Annotated in this window: 22 protein-coding genes and 1 tRNA gene; 10 read left to right on the top strand and 13 right to left on the bottom strand. The window is 73.5% G+C overall.

All coding sequences use genetic code 11. The features are described 5' to 3' along the window. Positions 1–220 precede the first annotated feature (220 nt). Positions 221–1618, bottom strand: a complete 1398-nt coding sequence (locus ABD363_RS14605) for a GntP family permease (protein WP_344603367.1) — start codon at positions 1616–1618, stop codon at positions 221–223. A 66-nt stretch (positions 1619–1684) separates the two neighbouring features. Further along, positions 1685–2203, bottom strand: a complete 519-nt coding sequence (locus ABD363_RS14600) for a gluconokinase (protein WP_344603365.1) — start codon at positions 2201–2203, stop codon at positions 1685–1687. Positions 2204–2340: 137 nt separating this feature from the next. On the opposite strand from ABD363_RS14600, the gene ABD363_RS14595 reads away from it, so the two are divergent. After that, the gene (locus ABD363_RS14595; protein WP_344603363.1) at positions 2341–3042 is read left to right on the top strand and encodes a FadR/GntR family transcriptional regulator; all 702 of its coding nucleotides are present in this window, start codon (positions 2341–2343) and stop codon (positions 3040–3042) included. A 67-nt stretch (positions 3043–3109) separates the two neighbouring features. Here ABD363_RS14595 and ABD363_RS14590 read toward each other — a convergent pair whose 3' ends face one another. Both ABD363_RS14590 and ABD363_RS14585 read right to left on the bottom strand, forming a co-directional pair. Beyond that, complete coding sequence (locus ABD363_RS14590; RefSeq protein WP_344603361.1) at positions 3110–3484, bottom strand: YchJ family protein; 375 nt, start codon at positions 3482–3484, stop codon at positions 3110–3112. A gap of 73 nt (positions 3485–3557) precedes the next feature. Then, a tRNA-Leu gene (locus tag ABD363_RS14585) sits at positions 3558–3642 on the bottom strand. Positions 3643–3825: 183 nt separating this feature from the next. On the opposite strand from ABD363_RS14585, the gene ABD363_RS14580 reads away from it, so the two are divergent. The 3 genes from ABD363_RS14580 to ABD363_RS14570 all read left to right on the top strand — a co-directional run bounded on the left by ABD363_RS14580 (position 3826) and on the right by ABD363_RS14570 (position 6534). Beyond that, positions 3826–5151, top strand: coding sequence for a M20/M25/M40 family metallo-hydrolase (locus ABD363_RS14580; RefSeq protein WP_344603359.1), 1326 nt, complete (start codon positions 3826–3828; stop codon positions 5149–5151). Positions 5152–5301: 150 nt separating this feature from the next. Continuing rightward, on the top strand, positions 5302–5535 hold the full coding sequence (chpH, locus tag ABD363_RS14575; protein WP_344603358.1) for a chaplin ChpH: 234 nt from the start codon (positions 5302–5304) through the stop codon (positions 5533–5535). Positions 5536–5664: 129 nt separating this feature from the next. After that, a complete protein-coding gene (locus ABD363_RS14570; protein ID WP_344603356.1) occupies positions 5665–6534 on the top strand; it encodes a chaplin in 870 nt (289 codons plus the stop codon). Positions 6535–6614: 80 nt separating this feature from the next. On the opposite strand, the gene ABD363_RS14565 is transcribed toward ABD363_RS14570, so the two are convergent. Beyond that, positions 6615–6803, bottom strand: coding sequence for a DUF5703 family protein (locus ABD363_RS14565; protein WP_027758838.1), 189 nt, complete (start codon positions 6801–6803; stop codon positions 6615–6617). 47 nt (positions 6804–6850) lie between these two features. Between ABD363_RS14565 and ABD363_RS14560 the strand changes: the two genes are divergently transcribed. Then, positions 6851–7594 (top strand): hypothetical protein, encoded by a 744-nt coding sequence (locus ABD363_RS14560; RefSeq protein ID WP_344603354.1) that lies wholly within the window; start codon positions 6851–6853, stop codon positions 7592–7594. A 72-nt stretch (positions 7595–7666) separates the two neighbouring features. Here ABD363_RS14560 and ABD363_RS14555 read toward each other — a convergent pair whose 3' ends face one another. Together ABD363_RS14555 and ABD363_RS14550 are read right to left on the bottom strand one after the other, a co-directional pair. Further along, a complete protein-coding gene (locus tag ABD363_RS14555) occupies positions 7667–9949 on the bottom strand; it encodes a helix-hairpin-helix domain-containing protein (RefSeq protein WP_344603352.1) in 2283 nt (760 codons plus the stop codon). Further along, the gene (locus ABD363_RS14550) at positions 9946–10932 is read right to left on the bottom strand and encodes an aldo/keto reductase (protein ID WP_344603350.1); all 987 of its coding nucleotides are present in this window, start codon (positions 10930–10932) and stop codon (positions 9946–9948) included. The genes ABD363_RS14555 and ABD363_RS14550 overlap by 4 nt, the downstream gene beginning before the upstream one ends. A gap of 190 nt (positions 10933–11122) precedes the next feature. On the opposite strand from ABD363_RS14550, the gene ABD363_RS14545 reads away from it, so the two are divergent. Further along, a complete protein-coding gene (locus tag ABD363_RS14545; protein WP_344603348.1) occupies positions 11123–12178 on the top strand; it encodes an LLM class F420-dependent oxidoreductase in 1056 nt (351 codons plus the stop codon). 487 nt (positions 12179–12665) lie between these two features. On the opposite strand, the gene corA is transcribed toward ABD363_RS14545, so the two are convergent. Then, a complete protein-coding gene (gene corA / locus ABD363_RS14540; protein ID WP_344603346.1) occupies positions 12666–13661 on the bottom strand; it encodes a magnesium/cobalt transporter CorA in 996 nt (331 codons plus the stop codon). 86 nt (positions 13662–13747) lie between these two features. On the opposite strand from corA, the gene ABD363_RS14535 reads away from it, so the two are divergent. The 4 genes from ABD363_RS14535 to mshC all read left to right on the top strand — a co-directional run bounded on the left by ABD363_RS14535 (position 13748) and on the right by mshC (position 17215). Beyond that, positions 13748–14431: a histidine phosphatase family protein gene (locus ABD363_RS14535; protein ID WP_344603344.1), complete on the top strand. Its 684-nt coding sequence runs from the start codon at positions 13748–13750 to the stop codon at positions 14429–14431. A 66-nt stretch (positions 14432–14497) separates the two neighbouring features. Continuing rightward, entirely contained in the window at positions 14498–15088 is a 591-nt protein-coding gene (locus tag ABD363_RS14530) for a DUF3090 domain-containing protein (protein ID WP_344603343.1), read from the top strand. Beyond that, a complete protein-coding gene (locus tag ABD363_RS14525; protein ID WP_344603341.1) occupies positions 15052–15870 on the top strand; it encodes an SCO1664 family protein in 819 nt (272 codons plus the stop codon). The genes ABD363_RS14530 and ABD363_RS14525 overlap by 37 nt, the downstream gene beginning before the upstream one ends. A gap of 115 nt (positions 15871–15985) precedes the next feature. Continuing rightward, positions 15986–17215, top strand: coding sequence for a cysteine--1-D-myo-inosityl 2-amino-2-deoxy-alpha-D-glucopyranoside ligase (gene mshC / locus ABD363_RS14520; protein ID WP_344603339.1), 1230 nt, complete (start codon positions 15986–15988; stop codon positions 17213–17215). 186 nt (positions 17216–17401) lie between these two features. Here the strand turns inward: mshC and ABD363_RS14515 are convergent, their stop codons facing one another. From ABD363_RS14515 to ABD363_RS14495, 5 genes are all read right to left on the bottom strand, one after another. Further along, positions 17402–18388, bottom strand: a complete 987-nt coding sequence (locus ABD363_RS14515) for a PAC2 family protein (protein ID WP_344603337.1) — start codon at positions 18386–18388, stop codon at positions 17402–17404. 202 nt (positions 18389–18590) lie between these two features. Further along, entirely contained in the window at positions 18591–20207 is a 1617-nt protein-coding gene (locus ABD363_RS14510) for a glycerol-3-phosphate dehydrogenase/oxidase (protein WP_344603335.1), read from the bottom strand. Positions 20208–20214: 7 nt separating this feature from the next. Next, positions 20215–21753: a glycerol kinase GlpK gene (glpK, locus tag ABD363_RS14505; protein WP_344603333.1), complete on the bottom strand. Its 1539-nt coding sequence runs from the start codon at positions 21751–21753 to the stop codon at positions 20215–20217. 87 nt (positions 21754–21840) lie between these two features. Beyond that, positions 21841–22635 carry an MIP/aquaporin family protein gene (locus ABD363_RS14500; RefSeq protein ID WP_344603331.1) on the bottom strand — a complete coding sequence of 265 codons (795 nt, stop codon included), beginning with the start codon at positions 22633–22635 and terminating at the stop codon, positions 21841–21843. A 343-nt stretch (positions 22636–22978) separates the two neighbouring features. After that, positions 22979–23743 (bottom strand): IclR family transcriptional regulator, encoded by a 765-nt coding sequence (locus ABD363_RS14495; RefSeq protein WP_344603329.1) that lies wholly within the window; start codon positions 23741–23743, stop codon positions 22979–22981. Positions 23744–23971: the final 228 nt, after the last annotated feature.

Genomic DNA, 23971 nt, shown 5'->3' with positions numbered 1-23971 from the left:
GACCCGTCCCGCCCGGGGCCCGCGGGCGCACCGGGGCGTGACCCCCGCGGAGCACCGCCGTGAGCGGGCCCCTCGCCCCGAGTCCGTGCCCGTGCGCCCCGGCCGTCCGGCTCGGCGAGGACGGACCCGGTGATCGGTCCCGGCCGGGACCGATCACCGGGTCCGTGGGCCGCTGATGCCGAGGAGGCGGAAGGAGGGGCCGCCCGTCCTCGCCGTGCCCCTAGATCACGAGGGACAGCAGCAGGACCACCCCGCCCGCGACCACGGAGATGATGCACTCCATCACCGACCAGGTCTTCAGGTTCTGGCCGACGCTGAGCCCGAAGTACTCCTTGACCAGCCAGAACCCGGCGTCGTTGACATGGCTCAGGAAGAGCGAGCCGGCGCCGATGGCCAGCACCAGCAGGGCGGCGTGCGTGGTGGACATGTCGGCCGCGAGCGGGGCGACCAGGCCGGCCGCCGAGACGGTCGCCACGGTCGCCGAGCCGGTCGCGAGCCGGATCGCCACCGCGATCAGCCAGGCCAGCAGCAGCGCCGGGATCGACCAGTCCTCGGAGATGTCCAGGATCATCCGGCCCACACCGGAGTCGATCAGCGTCTGCTTGAAGCCGCCGCCCGCGCCGACGATCAGCAGGATGCCCGCGATGGGCCCGAGGCTCTTCTCGACGAGCGGCGAGATCCGCTCCTTGGCGTACCCGGCGGGCCGCAGCAGCGTGAAGATGCCGAGGAGCACGGCGGCGAGCAGGGCGATCATCGGGGCGCCGACGACGTCGAAGACGCGCTGCACCGGGCTCTCCGGGTCGTCCACGACGATGTCGACCAGCGCCTTGGCGAGCATCAGGACGACCGGCAGCAGGACCGTGATCAGCGTGGCGCCGAAGCCGGGGCGCCGCTCCAGCTCGTCGGAGGCGCGCTGCGGGATCATCCGCTCGGGGGCGGACACGTCCACCCAGCGCGCCGCGACCTTGGAGAACACCGGACCGGCGATGATCACCGTCGGGATCGCGACGAGCACGCCCAGCGCCAGCGTCACGCCGAGGTCGGCCTCGACCGCGTCGATCGCGACCAGCGGGCCGGGGTGCGGCGGGACCAGGCCGTGCATCACCGACAGGCCCGCGAGCGCCGGGATGCCGATGCGCATCAGCGAGTAGTTGCCGCGCTTGGCGACCATCAGCACCACCGGGATCAGCAGCACGATGCCGACCTCGAAGAACAGCGGCAGACCGATCACCGAGGCGATCAGCACCATCGCCCACGGCATGGACCGGCCGCCCGCCTTCTCCAGGATGGTGTCGACGATCTGGTCGGCCCCGCCGGAGTCGGCGAGCATCTTGCCGAGGATCGCGCCGAGGGCGATCAGCACGCCCACGCCCGCGACCGTGGAGCCGAGACCGCCGCTGAAGCTGGTGAGGACCTTGTCGAGCGGTGCCCCGGCGAACGCGCCGAGGGCCAGGGACCCGATGGTCAGCGCCAGGAAGGCGTGCAGCTTGAACTTGGTGATGAGCAGGACGATGACGGCGATGCCCGCCAGCACGGCGATGCCCAGCTGGGCGTGGCCGGCCGAGGTGATGGGCTCGGCGGTGTCCGCTGCCAGCATCTCGACGCTGAGTCTGGTCACGGTGGTGTTTCCTTGCGGTGACGGAGAGAAAGGGGGGAGAGCAGGGGCGGCCTGCTGTGCCGGGGCCTACCGGATCGGCTCGGGGAGCGAGCCGAGGGCGTTCACCGCCCGCTCGGCGATCTCCTCCGGGCTGCCCGTGACGTCCACGGCGACCCCCGCCTCGTCCGCCTCCAGGGGCTGGAGCGTGGCGAACTGGGAGTCGAGCAGGGCCGTGGGCATGAAGTGCCCCTGCCGGTGCGACATCCGGTCCTCGATCAGCGCGCGGTCGCCCGTGAGGTGCACGAAGACCACGCCGGGCGCGGCGGCCCGCAGCCGGTCGCGGTACGACCGCTTCAGCGCCGAGCAGCTGACCACCCCGCCGAGCCCGGCCCGCCCCTGCGCCCAGGCGCCGATGGCGTCCAGCCACGGCCGGCGGTCCTCGTCGGTGAGCGGGGTCCCGGCGGACATCTTGGCGATGTTGGCCTGCGGGTGGAAGTCGTCGCCCTCGGCGTACGGGACGCCGAGCCGGGCCGCGAGCAGGGGACCGATGGTGGTCTTGCCGGTGCCCGCGACGCCCATGACCACGACGACATGGGGGGTGTTCATGGCTGCCTCACTGTCCGCTGTCTTCGTCGACACGTGATGTCGACGCCACTGAAACCCATTAGGTACGACGAATTCAAGAGCTTGTGACAAATAAGTCTGACTTTTGTAGGCGTGACCTGCCGCGTACTCTGAGTCGCATGAGCACAGCGGGCCGGGGGCTGCACGGCCGTGTACTGGACACCCTCGGCCCCGAGATCACCGCGGGCGAGTACCCGCCGGGCAGTGTGCTGCGCACGGACGAGCTCGCCCAGCGCTTCGACGTGTCGCGGTCCGTCATGCGCGAGGCCGTCCGCGTCCTGGAGTCCATGCACCTGGTCGAGTCCCGCCGCCGCGTGGGCGTGACGGTCCGCCCCCGCTCCGAGTGGAACGTCTACGACCCCCAGGTCATCCGCTGGCGCCTGGCGGGCACCGACCGCCCGCAGCAGCTGCGCTCGCTCACGGTGCTGCGCTCGGCGGTCGAACCGGTGGCGGCGGGCCTGGCGGCGAAGTACGCCACGGCCGAGCAGTGCGCCGAGCTGACCGAGTGCGCCCTCGGCATGGTCGCCAACTCGCGCGGCCACCGGCTGGAGGAGTACCTGGTCCACGACGTGGCCTTCCACCGGGTGATCCTCGACGCCTCCGGCAACGAGATGTTCGCCCGGCTCGGCGACGTCGTCGCCGAGGTCCTGGCCGGCCGCACCCACCACGACGTGATGTTCGACGACCCCGACCCGGCCGCCGTCACCCTCCACGTCCAGGTCGCGGAGGCGGTCCGCGCGGGCGACGCGGTCCGCGCGGAGGAGCTGACCCGCCAGATCACGGTGGGCGCCCTGCAGGAACTGGACGTCCTGGCGCCGTGACCGCGGGCCGGGGGCGGCGCCCGGAGGATCCCCGGCCGTCGCCGCCGGCCGGGGATCCCGGCGCCCGTCAGTCCAGGAACTCCCCGTCGACGTACACCCACGCCCCGTCGAGCCGCTCGAAGCGGCTCCGCTCGTGCAGCGAGCCGCCCCGGTAGGAGGCCCGGAAGGTCACGGTCCCGGTGGAGTGGAAGGCGGACCCGCCGCTCGTGCCGAGGATCTCCAGCCCGGTCCACCGCGTCCCCGGATCGAGGCCGAGCCGCTCGGGCCGCGTCCGCGGATGCCAGGTCCGCAGCAGGTATCCCGCGTCCCGCTTCACGAAGGCGCTGTACCGCGAGCGCATCAGCGCCTCCGCGGTCGGCGCGGCCGCGGAGGCGGAGTGGAAACGGCCGCAGCAGGTCTCGTACGGCCCGGACAGCCCGCACGGGCAGGAACGCGTGGTCATGCCGCCATTCTGCCCGGCGGACGGCGGTGCCCGGACAAGCGGAAGACCCCTGGCGAACCAGGGGTCTCAACGGTGTCCGAGGGGGGACTTGAACCCCCACGCCCGATAAAGGGCACTAGCACCTCAAGCTAGCGCGTCTGCCATTCCGCCACCCGGACAAGGTGTGTGTCGTGCGGGCCTGCCCGCGGCGACGACGTAAACATTACCAGGCTTTCGGAGCCGGCCGATCACCCCCGTCCCCGCGTGAACGGCGTGTGACGGGCCGGGACCGGTCTTGGGCGCGGGCGGCGGGGGAGGGAGGATGAGGGGGACCCACCAGCAGTGACAGCGGGAGGAAGCACGTGAGCGAGACGGGCACGGCCAGGACCGTCACCGGCGAGGACGAGGTCGTGGACCTCTGCCGCGAGCTGATCCGGATCGACACCAGCAACTACGGCGACCACTCGGGGCCGGGCGAGCGCAAAGCGGCCGAGTACGTCGCCGAGAAGCTCGCCGAGGTGGGCCTCGAACCGCAGATCTTCGAGTCGCACCCCGGACGCGCCTCCACGGTGGCGCGGATCGAGGGCGAGGACCCGTCCCGGCCCGCGCTGCTCATCCACGGCCACACCGACGTGGTCCCCGCCAACGCCGTCGACTGGACCCACGACCCCTTCTCCGGCGAGATCGCGGACGGGTGCGTGTGGGGGCGCGGGGCCGTCGACATGAAGGACATGGACGCGATGACGCTGGCGGTCGTCCGCGACCGGCTGCGCAGCGGCCGCAGGCCCCCGCGCGACGTCGTGGTGGCCTTCCTCGCCGACGAGGAGGCCGGCGGCACCTACGGCGCCAAGTACCTGGTGCAGCGGCACCCGGAGCTCTTCGAGGGGGTCACCGAGGCGATCGGCGAGGTCGGCGGGTTCTCCTTCACCGTCAACGAGAAGCTGCGGCTCTACCTCGTCGAGACCGCCGAGAAGGGCATGCACTGGATGCGGCTCACCGTCGAGGGCACCGCCGGGCACGGCTCGATGACCAACACCGACAACGCGATCACCGAGCTGTGCGAGGCGGTCGCCCGGCTCGGCCGGCACACCTGGCCGGTCCGGGTCACCAAGACCGTGCGGGCCTTCCTGGACGAGCTCTCCGACGCGCTCGGCGTCGAACTCGACCCGGAGAACATGGACGAGACCCTCGCCAAGCTCGGCGGCATCGCCCGGATGATCGGCACGACGCTGCGCAACTCGGCGGCGCCCACCATGCTCGGCGCCGGCTACAAGGTCAACGTCATTCCCGGCCAGGCCACCGCGCACGTCGACGGCCGCTTCCTGCCCGGCTACGAGGAGGAGTTCCTCGCCGACCTCGACCGCATCCTCGGCCCGCGCGTGAAGCGCGAGGACGTGCACGCCGACAAGGCCCTGGAGACCGGCTTCGACGGCCGCCTGGTCGACGCCATGCAGAGCGCGCTGAGCGCCGAGGACCCGATCGCGCGGGCCGTGCCGTACATGCTCTCCGGCGGCACCGACGCCAAGTCCTTCGACGACCTGGGCATCCGCTGCTTCGGCTTCGCGCCGCTGAAGCTGCCGCCGGAGCTGGACTTCGCGGGCATGTTCCACGGCGTGGACGAGCGGGTGCCGGTGGAGGGCCTGAAGTTCGGCGTGCGCGTCCTCGACCGGTTCCTCGACGCCTCCTGAGCCGGCATCCGGGCGTCCTTATTCGCTCACGTGTGCGGAGATGACCGGGAAGGGTGAATGTGACCATACGCTCGTAGCCCCATTACTCCTTCCTCGTTACTGGTCATGTGATCCGCAACTGGGATCGCGTGTGCCAATGAGGAGGAATCAATGATCAAGAAGGTCGTCGCTGTCGCGGCCGCCACCGGTGGGCTGGTCCTCACGGGCGCCGGCATGGCCGCCGCCGACTCGGGCGCCCAGGGTGCCGCCGTGCACTCCCCGGGCGTCCTGTCCGGCAACGTCGTCCAGGCGCCCGTTCACGTCCCCGTGAACGTCTGCGGCAACACGGTCTCCGTGATCGGGCTGCTGAACCCCGCCTTCGGCAACACCTGCATCAACAAGTGACGTCGTGCCCCGCCCCCCTGAGGGCCTGAACCCGTCGGCCCCGGAGCGCGCGCCACGCGCTCCGGGCCCGACCGGCCTTTTCGCGGGCCCCTCGGGGGCGGGGCGGAGTCTCGAAGGAGGGAATCAGCAGTGCGACAGGTGACCCGCAAGGGCCTGATGACGGTGGCCGCCGCGACGGGCGTGCTCGCCGCCGCGAGCGGCGCGGCCCACGCCCACGGCGGCGCGGCCGCGAACGGCTCCGCCTCGGGTTCGCCCGGCGTGCTCTCCGGCAACCTGGTGCAGGCGCCGGTGCACGTCCCGGTGAACGTCTGCGGCAACACGGTCGACGTCGTCGGCGTCCTCAACCCGTCGGTCGGCAACACGTGCGCCCACCACGGCGACGGGTCGCCGGGAGGGTACGGCGACTCCGACGGCCACGGGGGCCATGACGGCCACGGGGGACACGACGGTCATGGGGAGCACGGCGGCCACGGCGGCTCGCAGGCCGGCGGGCACGCCGCCGACTCGCCCGGCGTCGGCTCGGGCAACCACGTCCAGGTGCCGATCCACGCCCCGGTGAACGTCTGCGGCAACAGCGTGAACGTCGTCGGCGTCGGCAACGCCGCCCTCGGCGGCGACTGCGCGAACGGGAGCGGTTCCGGCGGTGACCGGCCCGCCACCCCGCCGGACGGTCAGCCCGGTGATCCGGGTGCCCCGGACGGTCCGGACGGCCCCGGGGGCCCGGGCGACCCGGGCGGCTCCGGCGACCCGGGTGACCCGGATCGGCCGGACGGTCCGGCGGAGTCCGGCCGGCCCGGCGCCCCGGCCGCACCGCCCTCCACGGGCGAGGCGCGGGACGGCGGCTCCCCGCACGCCGGCCAGCTGGTCACCCGGTCCGGGGGCGGCGCACAGCTCGCGCAGACCGGCAGCGGCCTGCCGCTGGGCGCCACGCTGCCGATGAGCGCGGGGGCGCTGCTGGCGGGCGCGGTGCTGTACCGCAAGGCGCGCGCCTCGGCATAGACGGGACACGGCTGGCCAGCGGAGCGGGCCCCGCGTGGGCGGGGCCCGCTCCGTATGCGCCACTTCGGATCATCGTGCGCTCACCACGTGGCGCGTACCTGGCGGATGATCCGCCGCCGCAGCCGCACCCGGCGGCTGCCGTCACGCAGCAGGCTCAGGCGGTACAACTCCCAGTGTCCGTACTCGGCATGGTCCGTCAGCAGTCGTGTCGTCTCCTTGCGGGAGACCCCGCGCGGTACGTACACGTCGACAAATTCGTATTCCGGCATCGCATCTATTGTGCGGTCCGGGGCCCGGTACGGATAGCGTCTGCAGTATGTCTGATGCTGCGCAGCCCACCGCTGCCGAGGTACGCGCCGCCGCCGAGGCGGTCAAGACCGCGCTCGACCGCCACCTGGCCGCGGTCGAACGCAGGTCGGGGGAGGACGACCCGGCCGTCCACGAGGCGTTCAACCAGCTGGCCGCGGCCGCCGAGGCGTACGACGAGCTGCTCTACGACCGCTACGACGAGGTCACGCCCTTCGAGATCCCCGGTGCGGAGGACGCGCTGCCCCCGTACACCGGCCCCGAGGAACCGAACGCGCTGAGCGTGCTGATCCGCCGCGACTACGCCGTGGCGGAACCGCAGCGGCTGCTGGCGCAGGCCCGGCGGATCGAGGCGGCGGACGACGAGGCGGGCGCGGACGTCTCCGGCACGGTCCACGGGGCGCTCGGCCTCCTGTTCGGCGAGTTCGAACCGGACGAGATCGCCTCCCGGCACAAGGAGTTCGGCCTGGAGGAGGGCGACTCCACCCTCTGGGTGACGGCCGCGGACGAACCGGCCGAGCCCGGGGAGTGGCTGGAGGCGCCGTTCGAGCAGATCGACCCGCAGCGGGTGGTCTGCCGCTTCGACGTGAGCGCGGTCTTCGACGACGAGGCCGACGACGACCTCGACGACGAGATCGACGAGATCGACGACGAGGCCGAGGACGACGAGGACGACCTCGACGACGGCCTGGACGACGAGGCCGAGGACGACCCGGAGGACCTGGAGCCGCTGGACGTGAACCACCGGCGGTAGGAGAGGCGACGGCGGCGGCCGCGGCGCGTGTCTGCCCGCGACCGCCGCCGTCGTCCGTGCGCGGGGACCGGGTCAGCCGGCCGCCGGGACCTGCGAGGCCAGCAGCACCGGCAGACGGGTCGTACGCGGCTTCGCCGGGACCTCGGCCACCGCCCGGTGCAGCGCCTGCTCCACGCCGTGCACCACGGACAGGTGGCGGTCGGCCCGGCCGAACGCCGTGTACACCCAGGGCCGGCTCAGCGCCTGCGCGGCGTCGCCGGGCAACACCACGACCACCGCGGGCCACCGGCAGCCCGCCGCCTGGTGCGCGGTCAGTGCCCACCCGTGCCGCACGCAGTGCTCCACCTGCTCCCTCGGCACGACGACCGTCTCGCCGGCGCAGGACAGGTGCAGTCCGTCGGCGTCGGCCGTCACCACGTGGCCCGGCCGCGTACGGCCCGGCGCGGGGGAGTGGACGACGCGGTCGCCCGGGTCGAAGCCGCCGAAGCGGCCGGGACCGGGGTTGAGCCGCTCCTTCAGCGCCGCGTTCAGCGCGCGCGTCCCGGCCGCGCCGCCGTGGCCCGGCGTGATCACCTGCGTCTCCTCGGCGGGCACACCGATCGCGCGCGGCACGGAGTCCACCACGAGCTGCACGGTCCGGTGCACCGCCTCGCCCGCGTCCCGCACCGGCACGATGACGACTTCCTTGCCGGGGGCCGCCACCTGGTTCAGCTCGCCGATGCCGATGCCGGAGACCAGCTCGCCGAGCGGTCCGGGATCGGGGCGCCGCGAGGCGATCTGCGGGCAGATCCGCGCCGCCAGCAGGTCCGCGAAGACCCGCCCCGGCCCCGCGGACCACAGCACCGCCGGGTCCCCGGCCAGCACCAGCCGGGCCCCGTCCGGCAGCGACTCGGTGAGCAGGGCAGCCGCCTCGACGTCCAGCTGCGGGGCGTCCAGCACGACGAGCAGGTCGAGGTCCAGCGCCCCCTCGGCGTCCCGCCCCGGCCCCTCGGCGCCGGCGAGGAGCCCGGCGACGGTGGCGACGGACGGGCCGGCGGCGGGGGCGGCCGGGGCGTCGGCGTTCGCCGCGGGTCCCGTCGGCGGGGCCGGCCGGCGCAGCAGGGCCGCGAAGCGGTCACGGCCGATCGGGCTGTGCGTGGCGGCCCAGGCGCGCAGCCCCAGGGCGTGCGCCGCGTGCAGCAGCGCCGCCGGCTCCGCCAGGGACGCCTCCGCGCCGGTGTGCAGCACCAGGCCGTGGGAGGCGACCGCGCGGATCAGGTCGGCGGCCGAGCCCTCGGCCGAGGCGGCGGCCCGCTCCCACGCCCCGGCCGGGCCGTCCTGCTTCGGCGCCGAGTTCACCAGTCGCGCCAGACCGTCGGCGAGGCTCTCCTCCGCGAGCGCGTACCGCTCCAGCCCGGCCAGGACACGGACCGGGCGCTCCCCCTCGTCCTCGGCCTCCTCGCCCCGCCGGGGCCCGGCCTCTTCCAGGGCGTCCTGGAAGACCAGCGCCTCGCCCTCCGCGACCGTGTTCCGCACGGCCGCGTCCGGGTCCGGCACCCCCCGCTGGGCCAGCGCCGCGGTGAGGGCCGGCAGCTCCAGGGCCGTGTGCCCGGCCAGGGCCGCCTGCTCCAGCAGCCAGACGGTGACCGCGCGGCCCCGCCGCTCGTCGTCCGGGCCGCACTCCGCGCCGAGCAGTGCCCGCGCGAACCCGTCGGCCTGTTCGGGCCGCACCCCGGTGACCCGCAGCAGCTGCCAGGGGTCCGCGCGCAGCAGCTCGTCCGCGCCTTCGCCGAGGACCGCGGCGATGCGGGGGGCGAGCGCCTCCGGCGCGCCGCCCTCGGCGAGCACGCGGCGCACGGCCTGGACGGCTTCCGGCGCCGGGGCCGGGGAGGCGCCCGCCGGCCCGGCCGGCACCGGCCGGGACCGGCGCACCGGCTCGGGCGCGGGGCGGCGCGGGGCGGGCGCGGGTCCGGGCCCGGGCTCGGGCTCGGGCTCGGCGAAGACCGCGGTCACCGGCTTCTCGCCGCTCTCCACGGCCCGCACGGCGGCGAGCAGGTCGGCGGCCTTGCCGCTGAGCTTGGCGCCGGCCTCGATCGGCCCCTTCTTCTCGGCCTTGCGCCGCTCGATGCGCTCCCGCTCGATCCGCTGGGCCAGCAGCTCGGCCTCGGCCTCGGACAGCTCGGCCCCTGTGCCGCCGGCCTCCCCGGCCGATCCGGTCCCCGCGTCCGCGGCGTCCTGCGCGTCCGCGGCGCTCCCCTCAGCGGCGTCCTGCGCGTCCGTGACGCCCTCCCCCGCGGCGTCCCGGGTGCCGTTCTCCCGCGTGGTGCCCGGCGTCCCCGGCTCGGCGTCCTCCGCGGTCTCGGGCTCCGTGCTCACAGCGTGCTCCAGTCGTGATCGGGATAGCGGTGCACGGGCGCCGACACGTCGTCGAGCGCCCGGCAGATCTCGTCAGGAAGACTAAGCGCCTCCACTGACAACGCCGCCGTGAGCTGCCGCGCGTTGCGCGCGCCGACGATGGGCGCGACCACGCCGGGCCGGTCCCGCACCCACGCGAGGGCCACCTGGAGCGGGGTCACCGCGAGCCCGTCCGCGGCCGTCGTCACGGCGTCCACGATGCGGCTCGCCGCGTCGTCGAGGTACGGCGCGACGAAGGGCGCCAGATGCTCGGAGGCGGCCCGCGAGTCCGGCGGCGTCGCGTCGCCCCGGTACTTGCCCGTCAGCACCCCGCGGCCCAGCGGCGAGGAGGGCAGCAGGCCGATGCCCAGGTCCAGGGCGGCCGGCAGCACCTCGCGCTCCACCCCCCGTTGCAGCAGCGAGTACTCCATCTGCGTGCTCGCCAGCCGGGTCCGCGTGCCCGGCGCCGCCAGCTGCCAGGTCGCCGCCTTGGCCAGCTGCCAGCCGCAGAAGTTGGAGACCCCGGCGTAGCGGGCACGGCCGCTGCCGACCGCCAGGTCGACGGCGTGGAGCGTCTCCTCCAGCGGGGTGTGCGGGTCGAAGGCGTGGACGTGCCACACGTCGACGTAGTCCGTGCCCAGGCGGGCGAGCGAGGCGTCCAGCGCGGAGAGCAGATGGCCGCGCGAGCCGTCGAAGCGGCGGTCGGGGTCCGGCACGCTGCCCGCCTTGGTGGAGATGACCAGGTCCTGGCGCGGCACCAGGTTGTCCAGCAGTTTGCCGAGCAGGTACTCGGCCTCTCCGTCGCCGTACACGTCCGCGGTGTCGACGAGGGTCCCGCCCGCTTCCCAGAAGGTCTTCAAGAGGTCCGCCGCGTCGTGCTCGTCGGTGTCCCTGCCCCAGGTCAGGGTGCCGAGACCGATGCGGGACACGCGCAGGCCGGTGCGGCCGAGATGCCTCTGCTCCATGAACGCCGAGATTACTGGCCGGAACCTGCCGTGTGGGGGCCTGTGGACAACGGTTTCCGCACGTCGGCCGGAAGCCGGGCCCCCGCCGCCCGGCCCGCGGTCCCGTCCCGCCGCGGGCCGTGCCCCCGCCGCCGCCCCCGCGCTAAGGTCTGCCCAAAGGGACGTTACTGATCGGTAAGGGGAATCGGCCATGCAGCTCGGGATCAACCTCGGCTACTGGGGTGCGGGGATGGACGCGGACAATCTCGCCGTGGCCCAGGAGGCCGACCGGCTCGGGTACGCCGTCTGCTGGGCCGCGGAGGCCTACGGCTCCGACGCGGCCACCGTGCTCACCTGGGTCGCCGCGCAGACCGGACGCATCGACGTCGGCTCGGCCATCTTCCAGATCCCGGCCCGCCAGCCCGCGATGACGGCGATGACCGCCGCCACCCTGGACTCCCTCTCCGGCGGCCGCTTCCGGCTCGGCCTCGGCGTCTCCGGCCCGCAGGTCTCCGAGGGCTGGTACGGCGTCAGGTTCGACAAGCCCCTCGCCCGCACCCGCGAGTACGTCGAGATCGTGCGGAAGGCGATGACGCGCGAGCGGCTCACCTACGAGGGCGAGCACTGGACGCTGCCGCTGCCCGGCGGCCCGGGCAAGCCGATCAAGCTGACCGTGCACCCGCAGCGCGAGCACATCCCGCTCTACATCGCCGCGATCGGCCCGAAGAACCTCGAACAGACCGGTGAGATCGCCGACGGCGCGCTCCTCATCTTCCCCTCCGCGGACCACCTGGAGGAGACCGCGATCAGGCACCTGCGCGCCGGCCGCGAGAAGGCGGGCAAGACCCTCGACGGCTTCGACGTCTGCCCGACGCTCCCCCTCGCCGTCGGCGACGACAAGGACGTCGCCGCGCTCGCCGACACCTTCCGCCCCTACACCGCCCTGTACGTCGGCGGCATGGGCAGCCGCAAGCAGAACTTCTACAACCAGCTCGCCCGGCGCATGGGGTACGAGCGGGAGGCCGCCGAGATCCAGGACAAGTACCTGGCCGGCGACAAGCAGGGCGCCGCGGCCGCCGTACCGCACGACCTGATCGACAGCACCACGCTGCTGGGGTCGGTCGACCGGATCGCGGACCGGATGAAGGCCTATGCCGCGGCCGGCGTCACCACCCTGACGCTCGCCCCCGCCGGCTTCACCCTCGACGACCGGATCGCCTCGCTCCGCGCCGGTGTCCAGGCCCTGGAACGCGCCGGGCTCGCCTAGGACGCGCCGGGTCCGCCCGGACGCGTGCGGCCGGCGGAGCTTTCCGCGGCCGTGGTGGGGGCTCGGGGGCCCTCCCCGCCACGGCCGTCGGGAGGACCAACGCGCGCGTGCCCCCTCGGTTACGCCCTCCCGCCCCCTCGTCGGGCCGCTCGACCCGTTCCGTGCGGAGCCCGCGCAGGGGGTGCGGTCCACGGAGGGCTCGACCGATGTTTTTCGGCCAAGAACGTGTTCCGGCGCGGGGGCGCTCCAGGAGAGCGCCGTCGCCGACGAGCCGTTCCGGCCGCCGTGTCCCCTCGCGGCCGGCGGGGCACGGGGCGGACGGGAGAACGCACGCCTCGCGGCGCCGGTCCCGGGAGCGGACGCGCGCCCCGGGTCCGCCGGGCCCGGGGCGCGCGAGGACGAGCAGAAGCGGCCCCTCGGCGCCCCGCCGGGAAGCGCGGCCCGCCGGCCGGCCCCGCGGCCCCGGCGGGCCGGCCGGCCCCGCGGTCTACAGCCAGCCGCGCCGCTTGAAGAGCCGGAAGACCAGCACCTCCAGCACGGCCATCACGGCGATCAGCGCCGGATACGACCACACCCAGTGCAGCTCCGGCATGTGGTCGAAGTTCATGCCGTAGATCCCCGCGATCATCGTGGGGATCGCGGCCATGGCCGCCCACGCGGAGATCTTCCGCATGTCGTCGTTCTGCCGCACGCTCATCTGCGCCAGATGCGCCGACAGGATGTCTGACACCAGCCGGTCCAGGCCCTCCACCGACTCGTTCACGCGCGTGAGGTGGTCGTGCACGTCGCGGAAGAAGGGCCGCGCCTTGTCGTTCACGAAGGGCACCGTGGCGCCGAACGGGCCGTTGCCCGCGAGACGGGTCAGCGGCAGCGCCAGCGGGCCGGTGGCCCGGCGGAACTCCAGGATCTGCCGCTTGAAGTTGTAGATCCTGGACGCGGTGTGGCGCGAACCGCCGTCCTCCGGCGAGAACACCTCCGCCTCCAGCCCCTCCAGGTCGGCCTGCAGCTCGGTCGCCACGTCCAGGTAGTGGTCGACGGCGGCGTCGGCGATCGCGTACAGCACCGAGGTGGGGCCCTTCCCGAGCAGCTCGGGCTCCTGCTCCAGGCGGCGCCGTACCGCCTTGAGCGGGGCGCCCTCCCCGTGACGGACGGTCACCACGAACGCGTCCCCCAGGAAGACCATGACCTCGCCGGTGGAGACGGTGTCGCTGTCCGGCTCGTACCCGACCGGCTTGAGGACCATGAAGAGGGAGTCCTCGTAGACCTCCAGCTTGGGCCGCTGGTGCGCCTTGAGGGCGTCCTCGACCGCCAGGGGATGCAGCGCGAACTCCTGCGTGACCAGGTCGAACTCCTCCTCGGTCGGTTCGTGCAGCCCGACCCAGACGAAACCGCCCGCCCCCCGGGCCTCGCTCAGCGCGTCGGAGAAGTCCTCAGGGCCCTCCGTACGGTGGCCGTCACGGTAGATGGCGCAGTCGACGATCACCGAACGTGTTCTCCTCTCATCCGCGGGCCGACAGGCCCCGTCTTCTCCTCCCCCGCGACAGGCGGCATACGCCTACCCTGGGCCGCATGCCCACGCTGATCCTGGTCCGGCACGGACGCTCCACCGCCAACTCCGAGGGACTGCTCGCCGGCTGGACGCCCGGCGTCGGCCTCGACGAACGCGGGGCCGCACAGGCCGCCGCCCTGCCCGGGCGCCTCGCCGGGCTGCCCCTCGCCGAGATCGTCACCAGCCCGCTCCAGCGCTGCCAGGAGACGATCCGGCCGCTGCTCCGGGACCGGGGCCGCACGGCGCACACCGACGAACGCATCGGGGAGTGCCACTACGGCGACTGGTCCGGCCGCAAGCTCGCCGAGCTCAAGGACGAGCCGCTGATGGAGGTCGTGCAGGCGCACCCCTCGATGGCGGCCTTCCCCGGCGGCGAGTCCATGCGGGCGATGCAGACGCGCGCCGCCGAAGCGGTACGCGAGTGGAACGCGCGCGTGGAGCGCGACCACGGGCCCGACGCGGTGTACCTCATGTGCTCGCACGGCGACATCATCAAGTCCCTCGTCGCGGACGCACTCGGACTTCATCTCGACCTCTTCCAGCGGATCTCCGTCGAACCGTGTTCCGTCACCGTGATCCGCTACACCCGGCTGCGGCCGTTCCTCGTCCGCCTCGGCGACACCGGCGACTTCGCGTCCCTGGTGCCGCGCGAGACGGACCCCGGCGACGACGCCCCCGTCGGGGGTGGTGCGGGCGCACCGTGATCGTCGGCCGCAGTAGGGTGAAGCGGTCGCAGCAGTGCCTTCCCCGACTCTCAATGGAGACAGGACGTGTCCCGTCAGGTGTTCCTCTACGACCAACCGGACCGCTTCGTGGCCGGTACGGTCGGACTGCCCGGGCGTCGTACGTTCTTCCTCCAGGCCTCCGCCGGCTCCCGGGTGACCAGCGTGGCCCTGGAGAAGACCCAGGTCGCCGCGCTCGCCGAACGCATGGACGAGCTCCTTGACGAGGTCGTGCGCCGCAGCGGCGGCAGCGCCGCCGTCCCCGCCGTGGCGCCCGCCGAGATCGCTGACACCGCCCCGCTGGACACCCCCATCGAGGAGGAGTTCCGGGTCGGCACCATGGCGCTGGCCTGGGACGGCGAGGAGCAGCGCATGATCGTCGAGGCGCAGGCCCTGGTGGAGCTCGAGGCCGACTCCGACGAGGACCTCGCCGAGGCCGAGGAGCGGCTCCTGCAGGACGAGGAGAACGGGCCCCCGATGCTGCGGGTCCGGCTGACCGGCGCACAGGCCCGGGCCTTCGCCAAGCGCGCCCTCGACATCGTCAACGCCGGGCGGCCGCCGTGCCCGCTGTGCAGCCTCCCGCTCGACCCGGAAGGACACGTATGTCCGCGCCAGAACGGATACCGCCGCGGAGCGTGACGGCCGCCGACCTGCTCGCGCACGGCGAGCTGACCGTGCGCGGCCGCATCCGCGAGGCGTCCAACGCGGCGCTGTACTGCACGGTGACCCACGAGGGCGAACAGGCCGCCTGCGTCTACAAGCCGGTCGCCGGGGAGCGCCCCCTGTGGGACTTCCCCGACGGCACGCTCGCCCGGCGCGAGGTCGCCGCGTACGAGGTCTCCGAGGCGACCGGCTGGGGCCTCGTCCCGCCCACCGTGCTCCGCGAGGGGCCCTACGGCGAGGGCATGTGCCAGCTGTGGATCGAGGCCGTGCCGGACGCCGAGCTGCTCGCGCTGGTCGAGGGCGAGGAGCCGGAGCCGGGCTGGAAGGCCATCGGGTTCGCCGAGGTCGGCGAGGGGCGGACCGCGCTGCTCGTGCACGCCGACGACGAGCGGCTGCGGCGGCTGGCCGTGCTGGACGCCGTGATCAACAACGCCGACCGCAAGGGCGGGCACCTGCTGCCCGCCGCCGGGGGACGGCTGTACGGCATCGACCACGGCGTCACCTTCAACGTCGAGGACAAGCTGCGCACGCTGCTGTGGGGCTGGGCGGGGGAGCCGCTGACCCAGGAGGCCCTGGCGGTGCTCGGCCTGCTGCGGGAGGGGCTGAAGGACGGCGGGGCCCTCACGACGAGACTGGCCGGGCTGATCACCGCCGCCGAGATCGACGCCACGCGCGCGCGGGTCGAGGCGCTGCTGGAGTCCGGAAGGCATCCGGTGCCGGGCGGGACATGGCCGGCGATCCCCTGGCCACCCGTGTAGGCACGCACCGGAGCGGTGGCGGAGCACATCGGCCGGCCGGGCGCAAGAACGCCGCACCGGCCATCCGACCTGGTCCGGTTCGTATCCGGAACTTCCCTCCGGTTAGGCTCATGACATGCATGCCTGGCCCGCTTCCGAGGTCCCCGCCCTGCCCGGTCAGGGCCGCGACCTGAGGATCCACGACACCGCGACCGGCGGCCTCGTCACCCTCCGCCCCGGTCCCGTCGCCCGTCTCTACGTCTGCGGCATCACCCCGTACGACGCCACGCACCTGGGGCACGCGGCGACCTACAACGCGTTCGACCTCGTGCAGCGCGTGTGGCTCGACACCAAGCGGCAGGTTCACTACGTCCAGAACGTCACCGACGTCGACGATCCGCTGCTGGAGCGGGCCGAGCGGGACGGCGTCGACTGGGCCGCCCTCGCCGAGAAGGAGACGGCCCTCTTCCGCGAGGACATGACGGCCCTGCGGATGCTTCCGCCGCGGCACTACGTGGGCGCCGTGGAGGCCATACCCGGCATCGTGCCGCTCGTCGAGCGGCTGCGGGACCTCGGCGCCGCCTACGAACTCGAAGGCGACATCTACTTCTCCGTCGGGTCCGACCCGCACTTCGGGAAGGTCTCCCGCCTCGACGCCGCGGCCATGCGGCTGCTGTCCGCCGAGCGCGGCGGCGACCCCGACCGGCCCGGGAAGAAGAACCCGCTCGACCCCATGCTGTGGATGGCGGCCCGCGACGGCGAGCCCAGCTGGGACGGCGGCTCGCTCGGCCGCGGCCGGCCCGGCTGGCACATCGAGTGCGTGGCCATCGCCCTCGACCACCTCGGCATGGGCTTCGACGTCCAGGGCGGCGGATCCGACCTCGCCTTCCCGCACCACGAGATGGGCGCCTCCCACGCCCAGGTGCTGACCGGCGAGTTCCCGATGGCCAAGGCGTACGTGCACGCCGGCATGGTCGGCCTGGACGGCGAGAAGATGTCCAAGTCCCGGGGGAACCTGGTCTTCGTCTCGCAGCTGCGGCGCGACGGGGTCGACCCCGCCGCCATCCGGCTCGCGCTGCTCTCCCACCACTACCGGTCCGACTGGGAGTGGACCGACCAGGTGCTGCGGGACGCCGTCGCCCGGCTCGGCCGGTGGCGCTCCGCCGTGTCCCGGCCCGACGGCCCGTCCGCCGACGCGCTCGTCGAGGAGATCCGCGACGCGCTCGCCGACGACCTGGACGCCCCGGCCGCGCTCGCCGCGGTCGACCGCTGGGCCGCGCTCCAGCAGGAGAGCGGCGGCACGGACACGGGCGCGCCCGGTCTCGTGTCGCGCGCCGTCGACGCGCTGCTCGGCGTCGCGCTCTAGACGTTCCCGAGAGGCGCCCGCTCCGCCGTTCCCCCGGCGGAGCGGGCGCCTCTTCTCGCCGGACGGCCCCGGGGCGGCCGTACGGGGGGGCGCGCGTCGGCCGGACGGCCCCGGCCCGGACCGTCGGGGCGCCCGGCGACCGCTCGGCGCCCCGTCAGGACTCCGCGCCCCACCGGGCCGGCCGGCTCAGTCCTCCGGCGACTCCTCGTCGTCCGTGCCCGCCTTCGGCGGCTTCGGCGGCCGGGTCCGGCCGCCGGGGTTGTCCCGCCGGTACGAGGTGCCGGGCGGGCCGTCGCCGCCCTCCGCCGTGGCGTGCCCGCCGGACGGGCCGGCCCCGTCCCGGCGCCGCAGATACCGCTCGAACTCGCGGGCGATCGCCTCGCCCGACGCCTCCGGCAGCTCCGCGGTGTCCCGGGCCTCCTCCAGCGTCTGGACGTACTCGGCGACCTCGCTGTCCTCGGCGGCCAGCTGGTCCACGCCCACCTGCCAGGCGCGCGCGTCCTCGGGCAGCTCGCCCAGCGGGATGCGCACGTCGATCAGGTCCTCCAGGCGGTTGAGGAGGGCCAGCGTGGCCTTCGGGTTCGGCGGCTGCGACACGTAGTGCGGGACGGCCGCCCACAGCGACACCGCCGGCACGCCGGCGTGCGTGCACGCCTCCTGGAGGACGCCGACGATGCCCGTGGGGCCCTCGTACTTGGTCTCCTCCAGGTCCATGCGGCGGGCCAGGTCCGGGTCGGAGGTGGTCCCGCTGATCGGGACCGGGCGGGTGTGCGGGGTGTCGCCGAGCAGGGCGCCCAGGATGACCACCAGCTCGACGCCCAGCTCGTGGGCGAAACCGAGCAGCTCGTTGCAGAACGAGCGCCAGCGCATGGACGGTTCGATACCCCGGACGAGGACCAGGTCGCGCGGCTTCTCGCCGCCGATCCGGACCACCGACAACCTCGTCGTCGGCCAGGTGATCTTACGGACGCCGCCGTCCAGGAACACCGTGGGACGGTTCACCTGGAAGTCGTAGTAGTCCTCGGCGTCCAGCGCCGCGAACACCTCGCCCTTCCATTCCCGTTCCAGGTGAGCGACCGCGGTGGAGGCGGCGTCGCCTGCATCGTTCCAGCCCTCGAACGCGGCCACCATGACTGGGTCGATCAGCTCGGGAACTCCCTCCAGCTCGATCACCCAGCGCCTCCTTCCGACGTGCCCTCGCGTACGTCCCAACCTTACGGCGTGCCACCGGGGCGTCCGCAGCCCCCTCGCACGGGGAGTGCCCCCATCACTGCCCCGGCAGTCCCCCCGGAACACCCCGCCCGGCCACGGGGGGCGAGAAGGTGACGGAAGGGGCGGCTCCGCCGGTGCGGAGCCGCCCCCGGCGCGGTGTCGCCTACTTCCCGTCGAGCAGGTCCTGGACCTTCGCGCGGATCTCGTCCGTGGCCAGGCCGCGGATCGTCAGCGTCGTACGACGGCGCAGCACGTCGTCGACCGTCTCGGCCCACTCGTGGTCCCGGGCCCACACGACCTGGGCCCAGATCTCCGGGGCGTCCGGGTGGACGCGCTCGCCGAGCTTCGGGTTCTCGTTGGCGAGCCGGGCGATGTCGAAGGCCAGCGACCCGTAGTGGGTGGCCAGGTGCCGGGCGGTGTCCGCCGCCATGCGCGGGCCCGGCGCCGGGTGGTCCACCAGCAGGCGGTGGGCGACCGCGCGCGGGTTGGCGACGCCCGGCAGCGGCAGCTTCTTCGGCAGCGAGGAGACCGGCTCGAAATCGTCGCCCAGCGGCCGGCCCGGCAGCGACTCCAGCTTCTTCATCACCGTGCGGCCGATGTGGCGGAAGGTGGTCCACTTGCCGCCCGCGACGGACAGCATCCCGCCCCGGCCCTCGGTGACGACCGTCTCGCGCTTGGCCTTGGCGGTGTCGCCGGGGCCGCCCGGCAGCACGCGCAGGCCCGCGAAGGCGTACGTGATCAGGTCCCGGTCCAGCTGCTGGTCGCGGATGGAGAAGGCGGCCTCGTCCAGGATCTGGGCTATGTCCTTCTCATTGACCGCCACGTCCGCCGGGTCGCCCTCGTACTCCTCGTCGGTGGTGCCGAGCAGCAGCATGTCCTCCCAGGGGAGGGCGAAGGTGATGCGGTACTTGTCGATCGGGGTGGCCAGCGCGGCCCGCCAGGGGGAGGTGCGCTTCAGGACCAGGTGCGCGCCCTTGGACAGGCGGATGGACGGCGCGGCGTCCGGGTCCTCCATCTTCCGCAGGTGGTCGATCCACGGGCCGGTGGCGTTCAGCACGAGGCGGGCGTCGATGCCGAACTCGGCGCCGGACAGGCGGTCCTTCAGTTCGGCGCCGGTCACCCGGCCCCGGGTGAAGCGCAGGCCCGTCACCTCGGCGTGGTTGAGGACGACCGCGCCCGCCTCGACGGCCGCGCGGACCGTCATCAGCGCCATCCGGGCGTCGTTCATCTGGTCGTCGCCGTACACGGCCACGGCCTTGAGGTTCTCGGTGCGCAGCTCGGGCACGTCCTGCGCGGCCTTGGCCGGGCTGAGCAGGTGGCCCACGCCGTCGCCGAAGGCGGAGAGCGCGGAGTAGGCGAAGACGCCCGCCCCGAGCTTCGCCGCGCCGTGCGGCCCGCCCTTGTACACGGGGAGGTAGAAGGTGAGCGGGTTCGCCAGGTGGGGAGCCACCTGCCGGGAGACCGCACGGCGCTCGAAGTGGTTCTCCGCCACCAGCTTCACCGCGCCGGTCTGCAGGTAGCGCAGGCCGCCGTGGAGCAGCTTGGAGGAGGCGGAGGAGGTGGCGCCGGCGAAGTCGCCGGCGTCGACCAGGGCCACCCTGAGACCGGACTGCGCGGCGTGCCAGGCGGTGGAGATGCCCAGAATGCCGCCGCCGATCACGAGGAGGTCGTACGACGCCTTGGAGAGCTGCTCCCGGGTCTCGGCGCGGCTCGGGTTCGAGCCGGAGGCCGGGTGCGTGCCCAGGGCAGGCACGGACTGCAGGGCGGACTGACTGGTCATGCGGTTCTTACTCCTCGTCCTCGAGCCAGCCCATGGTCCGCTCGACGGCCTTGAGCCAGTTCTTGTACTCACGGTCGCGGGTGTCCGCGTCCATGCGGGGGGTCCACTCGGCGGCCCGCCGCCAGTTGGCGCGCAGGTCGTCGGTGCTGTTCCAGAAGCCGACGGCGAGACCGGCGGCGTAGGCGGCGCCGAGGCAGGTGGTCTCGGCGACCATCGGGCGCACCACGGGCGCGTCCAGGACGTCCGAGAGCGTCTGCATCAGCAGGTTGTTGGAGGTCATGCCGCCGTCGACCTTGAGCGTGGCCAGCTGGACGCCGGAGTCCTTCGTCATGGCGTCGGCGATCTCCCGGGTCTGCCAGGCGGTGGCCTCCAGGACGGCGCGCGCGAGGTGCGCCTTGGTGACGTACCGGGTCAGGCCGGCGATCACACCGCGGGCGTCGGAGCGCCAGTACGGGGCGAACAGGCCGGAGAAGGCCGGCACGAAGTAGGCGCCGCCGTTGTCCTCGACCGACAGCGCGAGGGTCTCGATCTCGGCGGCGGTGGAGATCAGGCCCATCTGGTCGCGCATCCACTGCACCAGCGCGCCGGTGACGGCGATGGAGCCCTCCAGGGCGTACACCGGCTTCTGGCCGTCGATCTGGTAGCCGACCGTGGTGAGCAGCCCGGAGTAGGAGTTGATGATCTTCTCGCCGGTGTTCATCACCATGAAGGTGCCGGTGCCGTACGTCGACTTGGTCTCGCCCTCGGAGAAGCAGGTCTGGCCGAACAGGGCCGCCTGCTGGTCGCCGAGCGCGGAGGCGACCGGGATGCCGCCGAGCAGCTCGCCCAGCGTGCCGCCCCTGATCTCGCCGTACACCTCGGCGGAGGAGCGGATCTCGGGCAGGATCTGCTTCGGCACGCCGATGGACTCGCAGATCCGCTCGTCCCACTCCATGGTGTGCAGGTTCATGAGCAGGGTGCGGGAGGCGTTGGTGACGTCCGTGACGTGCCGGCCGCCGTCGACGCCGCCGGTCAGGTTCCAGATGACCCAGGAGTCCATGGTGCCGAAGAGGATGTCGCCCGCCTCGCAGCGCTCCTTCAGGCCGTCGACGTGGTCGAGCAGCCAGCGGGCCTTGGGGCCGGCGAAGTAGGAGGCGAGGGGCAGGCCGGTCTCGCGGCGGAAGCGGTCCTGGCCGACGTTGCGGCCGAGCTCCTTGCACAGGGCGTCGGTGCGGGTGTCCTGCCAGACGATGGCGTTGTGGACGGGCTCGCCGGTGTTCCTGTCCCACAGCACGGTGGTCTCGCGCTGGTTGGTGATGCCGATGGCCTTGATGTCGTCGCGGGTGATGCCGGCCTTGGCGATGGCCCCGGCGACGACCTCCTGGACGTTGGCCCAGATCTCGGTGGCGTCGTGCTCGACCCAGCCGGGCTTGGGGAAGATCTGCTCGTGCTCCTTCTGGTCGACGGAGACGATCCGGCCGTCGCGGTCGAAGACGATGCAGCGGGAGGAGGTGGTGCCCTGGTCGATGGCGGCGATGAAGGGGCCGGCGGTGTGGGCGTCGGTCACTGTGTGCTCCTGGGAGGTTCCGTGGTGGTGGGGCTGTGCGTACGGCGCGTGCTGCGAGTGCCCTGGCGTGCGGCGGGCTCGGTGTTCCTAAGCGAATGCGACGTTGTAGACGCCTGCGGCGATCGCGCCGCCGATCAGCGGACCGGCGACCGGGATCCAGGCGTAGCCCCAGTCGGAGCCGCCCTTGTTGGGCAGGGGCAGCAGGGCGTGCACGATGCGCGGACCGAGGTCACGGGCGGGGTTGATGGCGTAACCCGTCGGGCCGCCGAGGGAGAGACCGACGCTGACGACCACGAGCGCGGTGATCAGGGCGCCCAGGGTGCCGAGGCCGTTGCCGCTGTCGTTCAGCCCCTGGGTGAGGACGGCGAGCACCAGGACGACGGTGCCGACGATCTCCGTTGCGAGGTTCTGCCACACGACCCGGATCTCCGGTCCGGTGGAAAAGATGCCCAGAACCGGCCCGGCGCCCTTCTCCCGGGCCTCCACGGCCTTGGCCGTCGTGGCCTGCGCGCCCGGACCGCCGACGATCTCCCGGTCGGTGAGGTGGGCGTGGAACTGGCCGTAGTAGGCGAGCCAGACCAGGGCCGCGCCGATCATGGCGCCGAGGAGCTGTCCGGCCCAGTAGGCCGGGACGTCGCTCCAGGTGCCGTCCTTGATCGCGAGTGCGAGGGTCACGGCCGGGTTCAGGTGGGCGCCGGACAGCGGCGCCGTGGTGTAGACCGCAGTGAGGACCGCGAAGCCCCACCCGAAGGTGATGGCGAGCCATCCGGCGTTGCGGGCCTTGGAAGCCTTCAGCGTGACGGCGGCGCAGACCCCGCCGCCGAGCAGGATGAGTATGGCGGTACCGATGGTCTCGCCGATGAAGATGTCGGAGCTGGACACCCGCGACTCCTTTGTCCTTCGTCCAGGGAAGCCGAACCCCGGGTCCCTCCGGGGCTCTGGCGCCCTCATGGGGGTGAGAGCGATGCCGGTCCCTTGGCGTTGTCACACTCTAGCGCGTATTGCCGGTAAGTGTTCGACAATGCCGACCGATGGACGGGAGTCTCGCTTCGGCGTTATGCGTGCGTCAAGGGCTGTGGTGCCGAATGCGGGATCGTTATCGATCGCTGCTGATTGCCGGTCTTTTCGGCCGAGGTGCGCCGGATGTCGCCGGGCGCGCGTCCGGGCAGGGCGAGGACCGGGACGCCGTCCGGCGTCCCGGTCCGCCGCGGGGGCCCGACGGCCCTCAGAACCGCCCGGCGCCCAGGTCCCGCGACACCGCGCGGGCGCAGTCCCGCACCGCCGCGATCAGCTCGGGGCGCAGCTCCCCGTCCCGGCACAGCCGCTCCACGGCGCCGGTGATGCCGACCGCGCCGACCGGCATGCGGCGCCGGTCGTGGACGGGGGCGGCGATGGAGGCGACGCCCTCCCAGGTCTCCTCGACGTCGGCGGCGTAGCCCCGCGCGCGGGTGAGGTCCAGGAGGTGCTCGAAGGCGTCCGGCTCGCACACGGTCCGGTCGGTGAACGCCTTGCGGTCGGCCTCCAGGGCCTCGCTGCGCGCGACCGGGTCGTAGGCGGAGAGCACCTTGCCGAGGGCCGTGGAGTGCAGCGGCTGCATGGCGCCGATCTCCAGCACCTGCCGGCTGTCGTCGGGCCGGAAGACGTGGTGCACGATCAGCACGCCCTGCTGGTGCAGGACGCCGAGGTAGACGCTCTCGCCGCTGGAGCGGGCCAGGTCGTCCGTCCACACCAGGGCGCGGGCCCGCAGCTCGTGGACGTCGAGGTACGTCGTGCCCAGGCGCAGCAGTTCGGCGCCCAGCTGGTAGCGCCCGGAGGCGTCGTCCTGCTCCACGAAGCCCTCCTGCTGGAGGGTGCGCAGGATGCCGTGGGCGGTGCCCTTGGCGAGGCCCAGCGAGGAGGCGATGTCCGACAGGCCGAGCCGCCGCTCGCCACCCGCGAGCAGCCGCAGCATCGCGGCCGCCCGTTCGAGCGACTGGATGTTCCGTGCCATCGCCGTACTGCCTCCGTCCCTGTCGAGCGTCGACTCGCGACGTCGCTGCCGCTGTTCGGCAATGCCGAACACTACCGGTCCATGTCGACCTCTTGCTAATGGTCGGCAGTCATTCCGTCGCGCCACGTGTTTCCGGCAGTCTCCCGGAGGCCGCCGGGAGGCACCGAAGGCGGCCCCCGCCCGCCGCCCCGCCCACCCGCGTCCCGTCCGTCCCGTGGACGCCCTGAC

The organism is Streptomyces glaucus (assembly GCF_039533365.1).
Taxonomy (GTDB): Bacteria; Actinomycetota; Actinomycetes; order Streptomycetales; family Streptomycetaceae; genus Streptomyces; species Streptomyces glaucus.
This window is presented reverse-complemented; position numbering and strand designations above follow the sequence as displayed.

Coding starts and splice junctions, on each gene's coding strand:
- ABD363_RS14600 (WP_344603365.1), bottom strand. CDS start 2,203: ATGAACACCCCCCATGTCGTCGTGGTCATGGGCGTCGCGGGCACCGGC.
- chpH (WP_344603358.1), top strand. CDS start 5,302: ATGATCAAGAAGGTCGTCGCTGTCGCGGCCGCCACCGGTGGGCTGGTC.
- ABD363_RS14545 (WP_344603348.1), top strand. CDS start 11,123: ATGCAGCTCGGGATCAACCTCGGCTACTGGGGTGCGGGGATGGACGCG.
- ABD363_RS14565 (WP_027758838.1), bottom strand. CDS start 6,803: ATGCCGGAATACGAATTTGTCGACGTGTACGTACCGCGCGGGGTCTCC.
- ABD363_RS14550 (WP_344603350.1), bottom strand. CDS start 10,932: ATGGAGCAGAGGCATCTCGGCCGCACCGGCCTGCGCGTGTCCCGCATC.
- ABD363_RS14595 (WP_344603363.1), top strand. CDS start 2,341: ATGAGCACAGCGGGCCGGGGGCTGCACGGCCGTGTACTGGACACCCTC.
- ABD363_RS14560 (WP_344603354.1), top strand. CDS start 6,851: ATGTCTGATGCTGCGCAGCCCACCGCTGCCGAGGTACGCGCCGCCGCC.
- mshC (WP_344603339.1), top strand. CDS start 15,986: ATGCATGCCTGGCCCGCTTCCGAGGTCCCCGCCCTGCCCGGTCAGGGC.
- ABD363_RS14510 (WP_344603335.1), bottom strand. CDS start 20,207: ATGACCAGTCAGTCCGCCCTGCAGTCCGTGCCTGCCCTGGGCACGCAC.
- ABD363_RS14535 (WP_344603344.1), top strand. CDS start 13,748: ATGCCCACGCTGATCCTGGTCCGGCACGGACGCTCCACCGCCAACTCC.
- ABD363_RS14590 (WP_344603361.1), bottom strand. CDS start 3,484: ATGACCACGCGTTCCTGCCCGTGCGGGCTGTCCGGGCCGTACGAGACC.
- ABD363_RS14525 (WP_344603341.1), top strand. CDS start 15,052: ATGTCCGCGCCAGAACGGATACCGCCGCGGAGCGTGACGGCCGCCGAC.
- ABD363_RS14495 (WP_344603329.1), bottom strand. CDS start 23,743: ATGGCACGGAACATCCAGTCGCTCGAACGGGCGGCCGCGATGCTGCGG.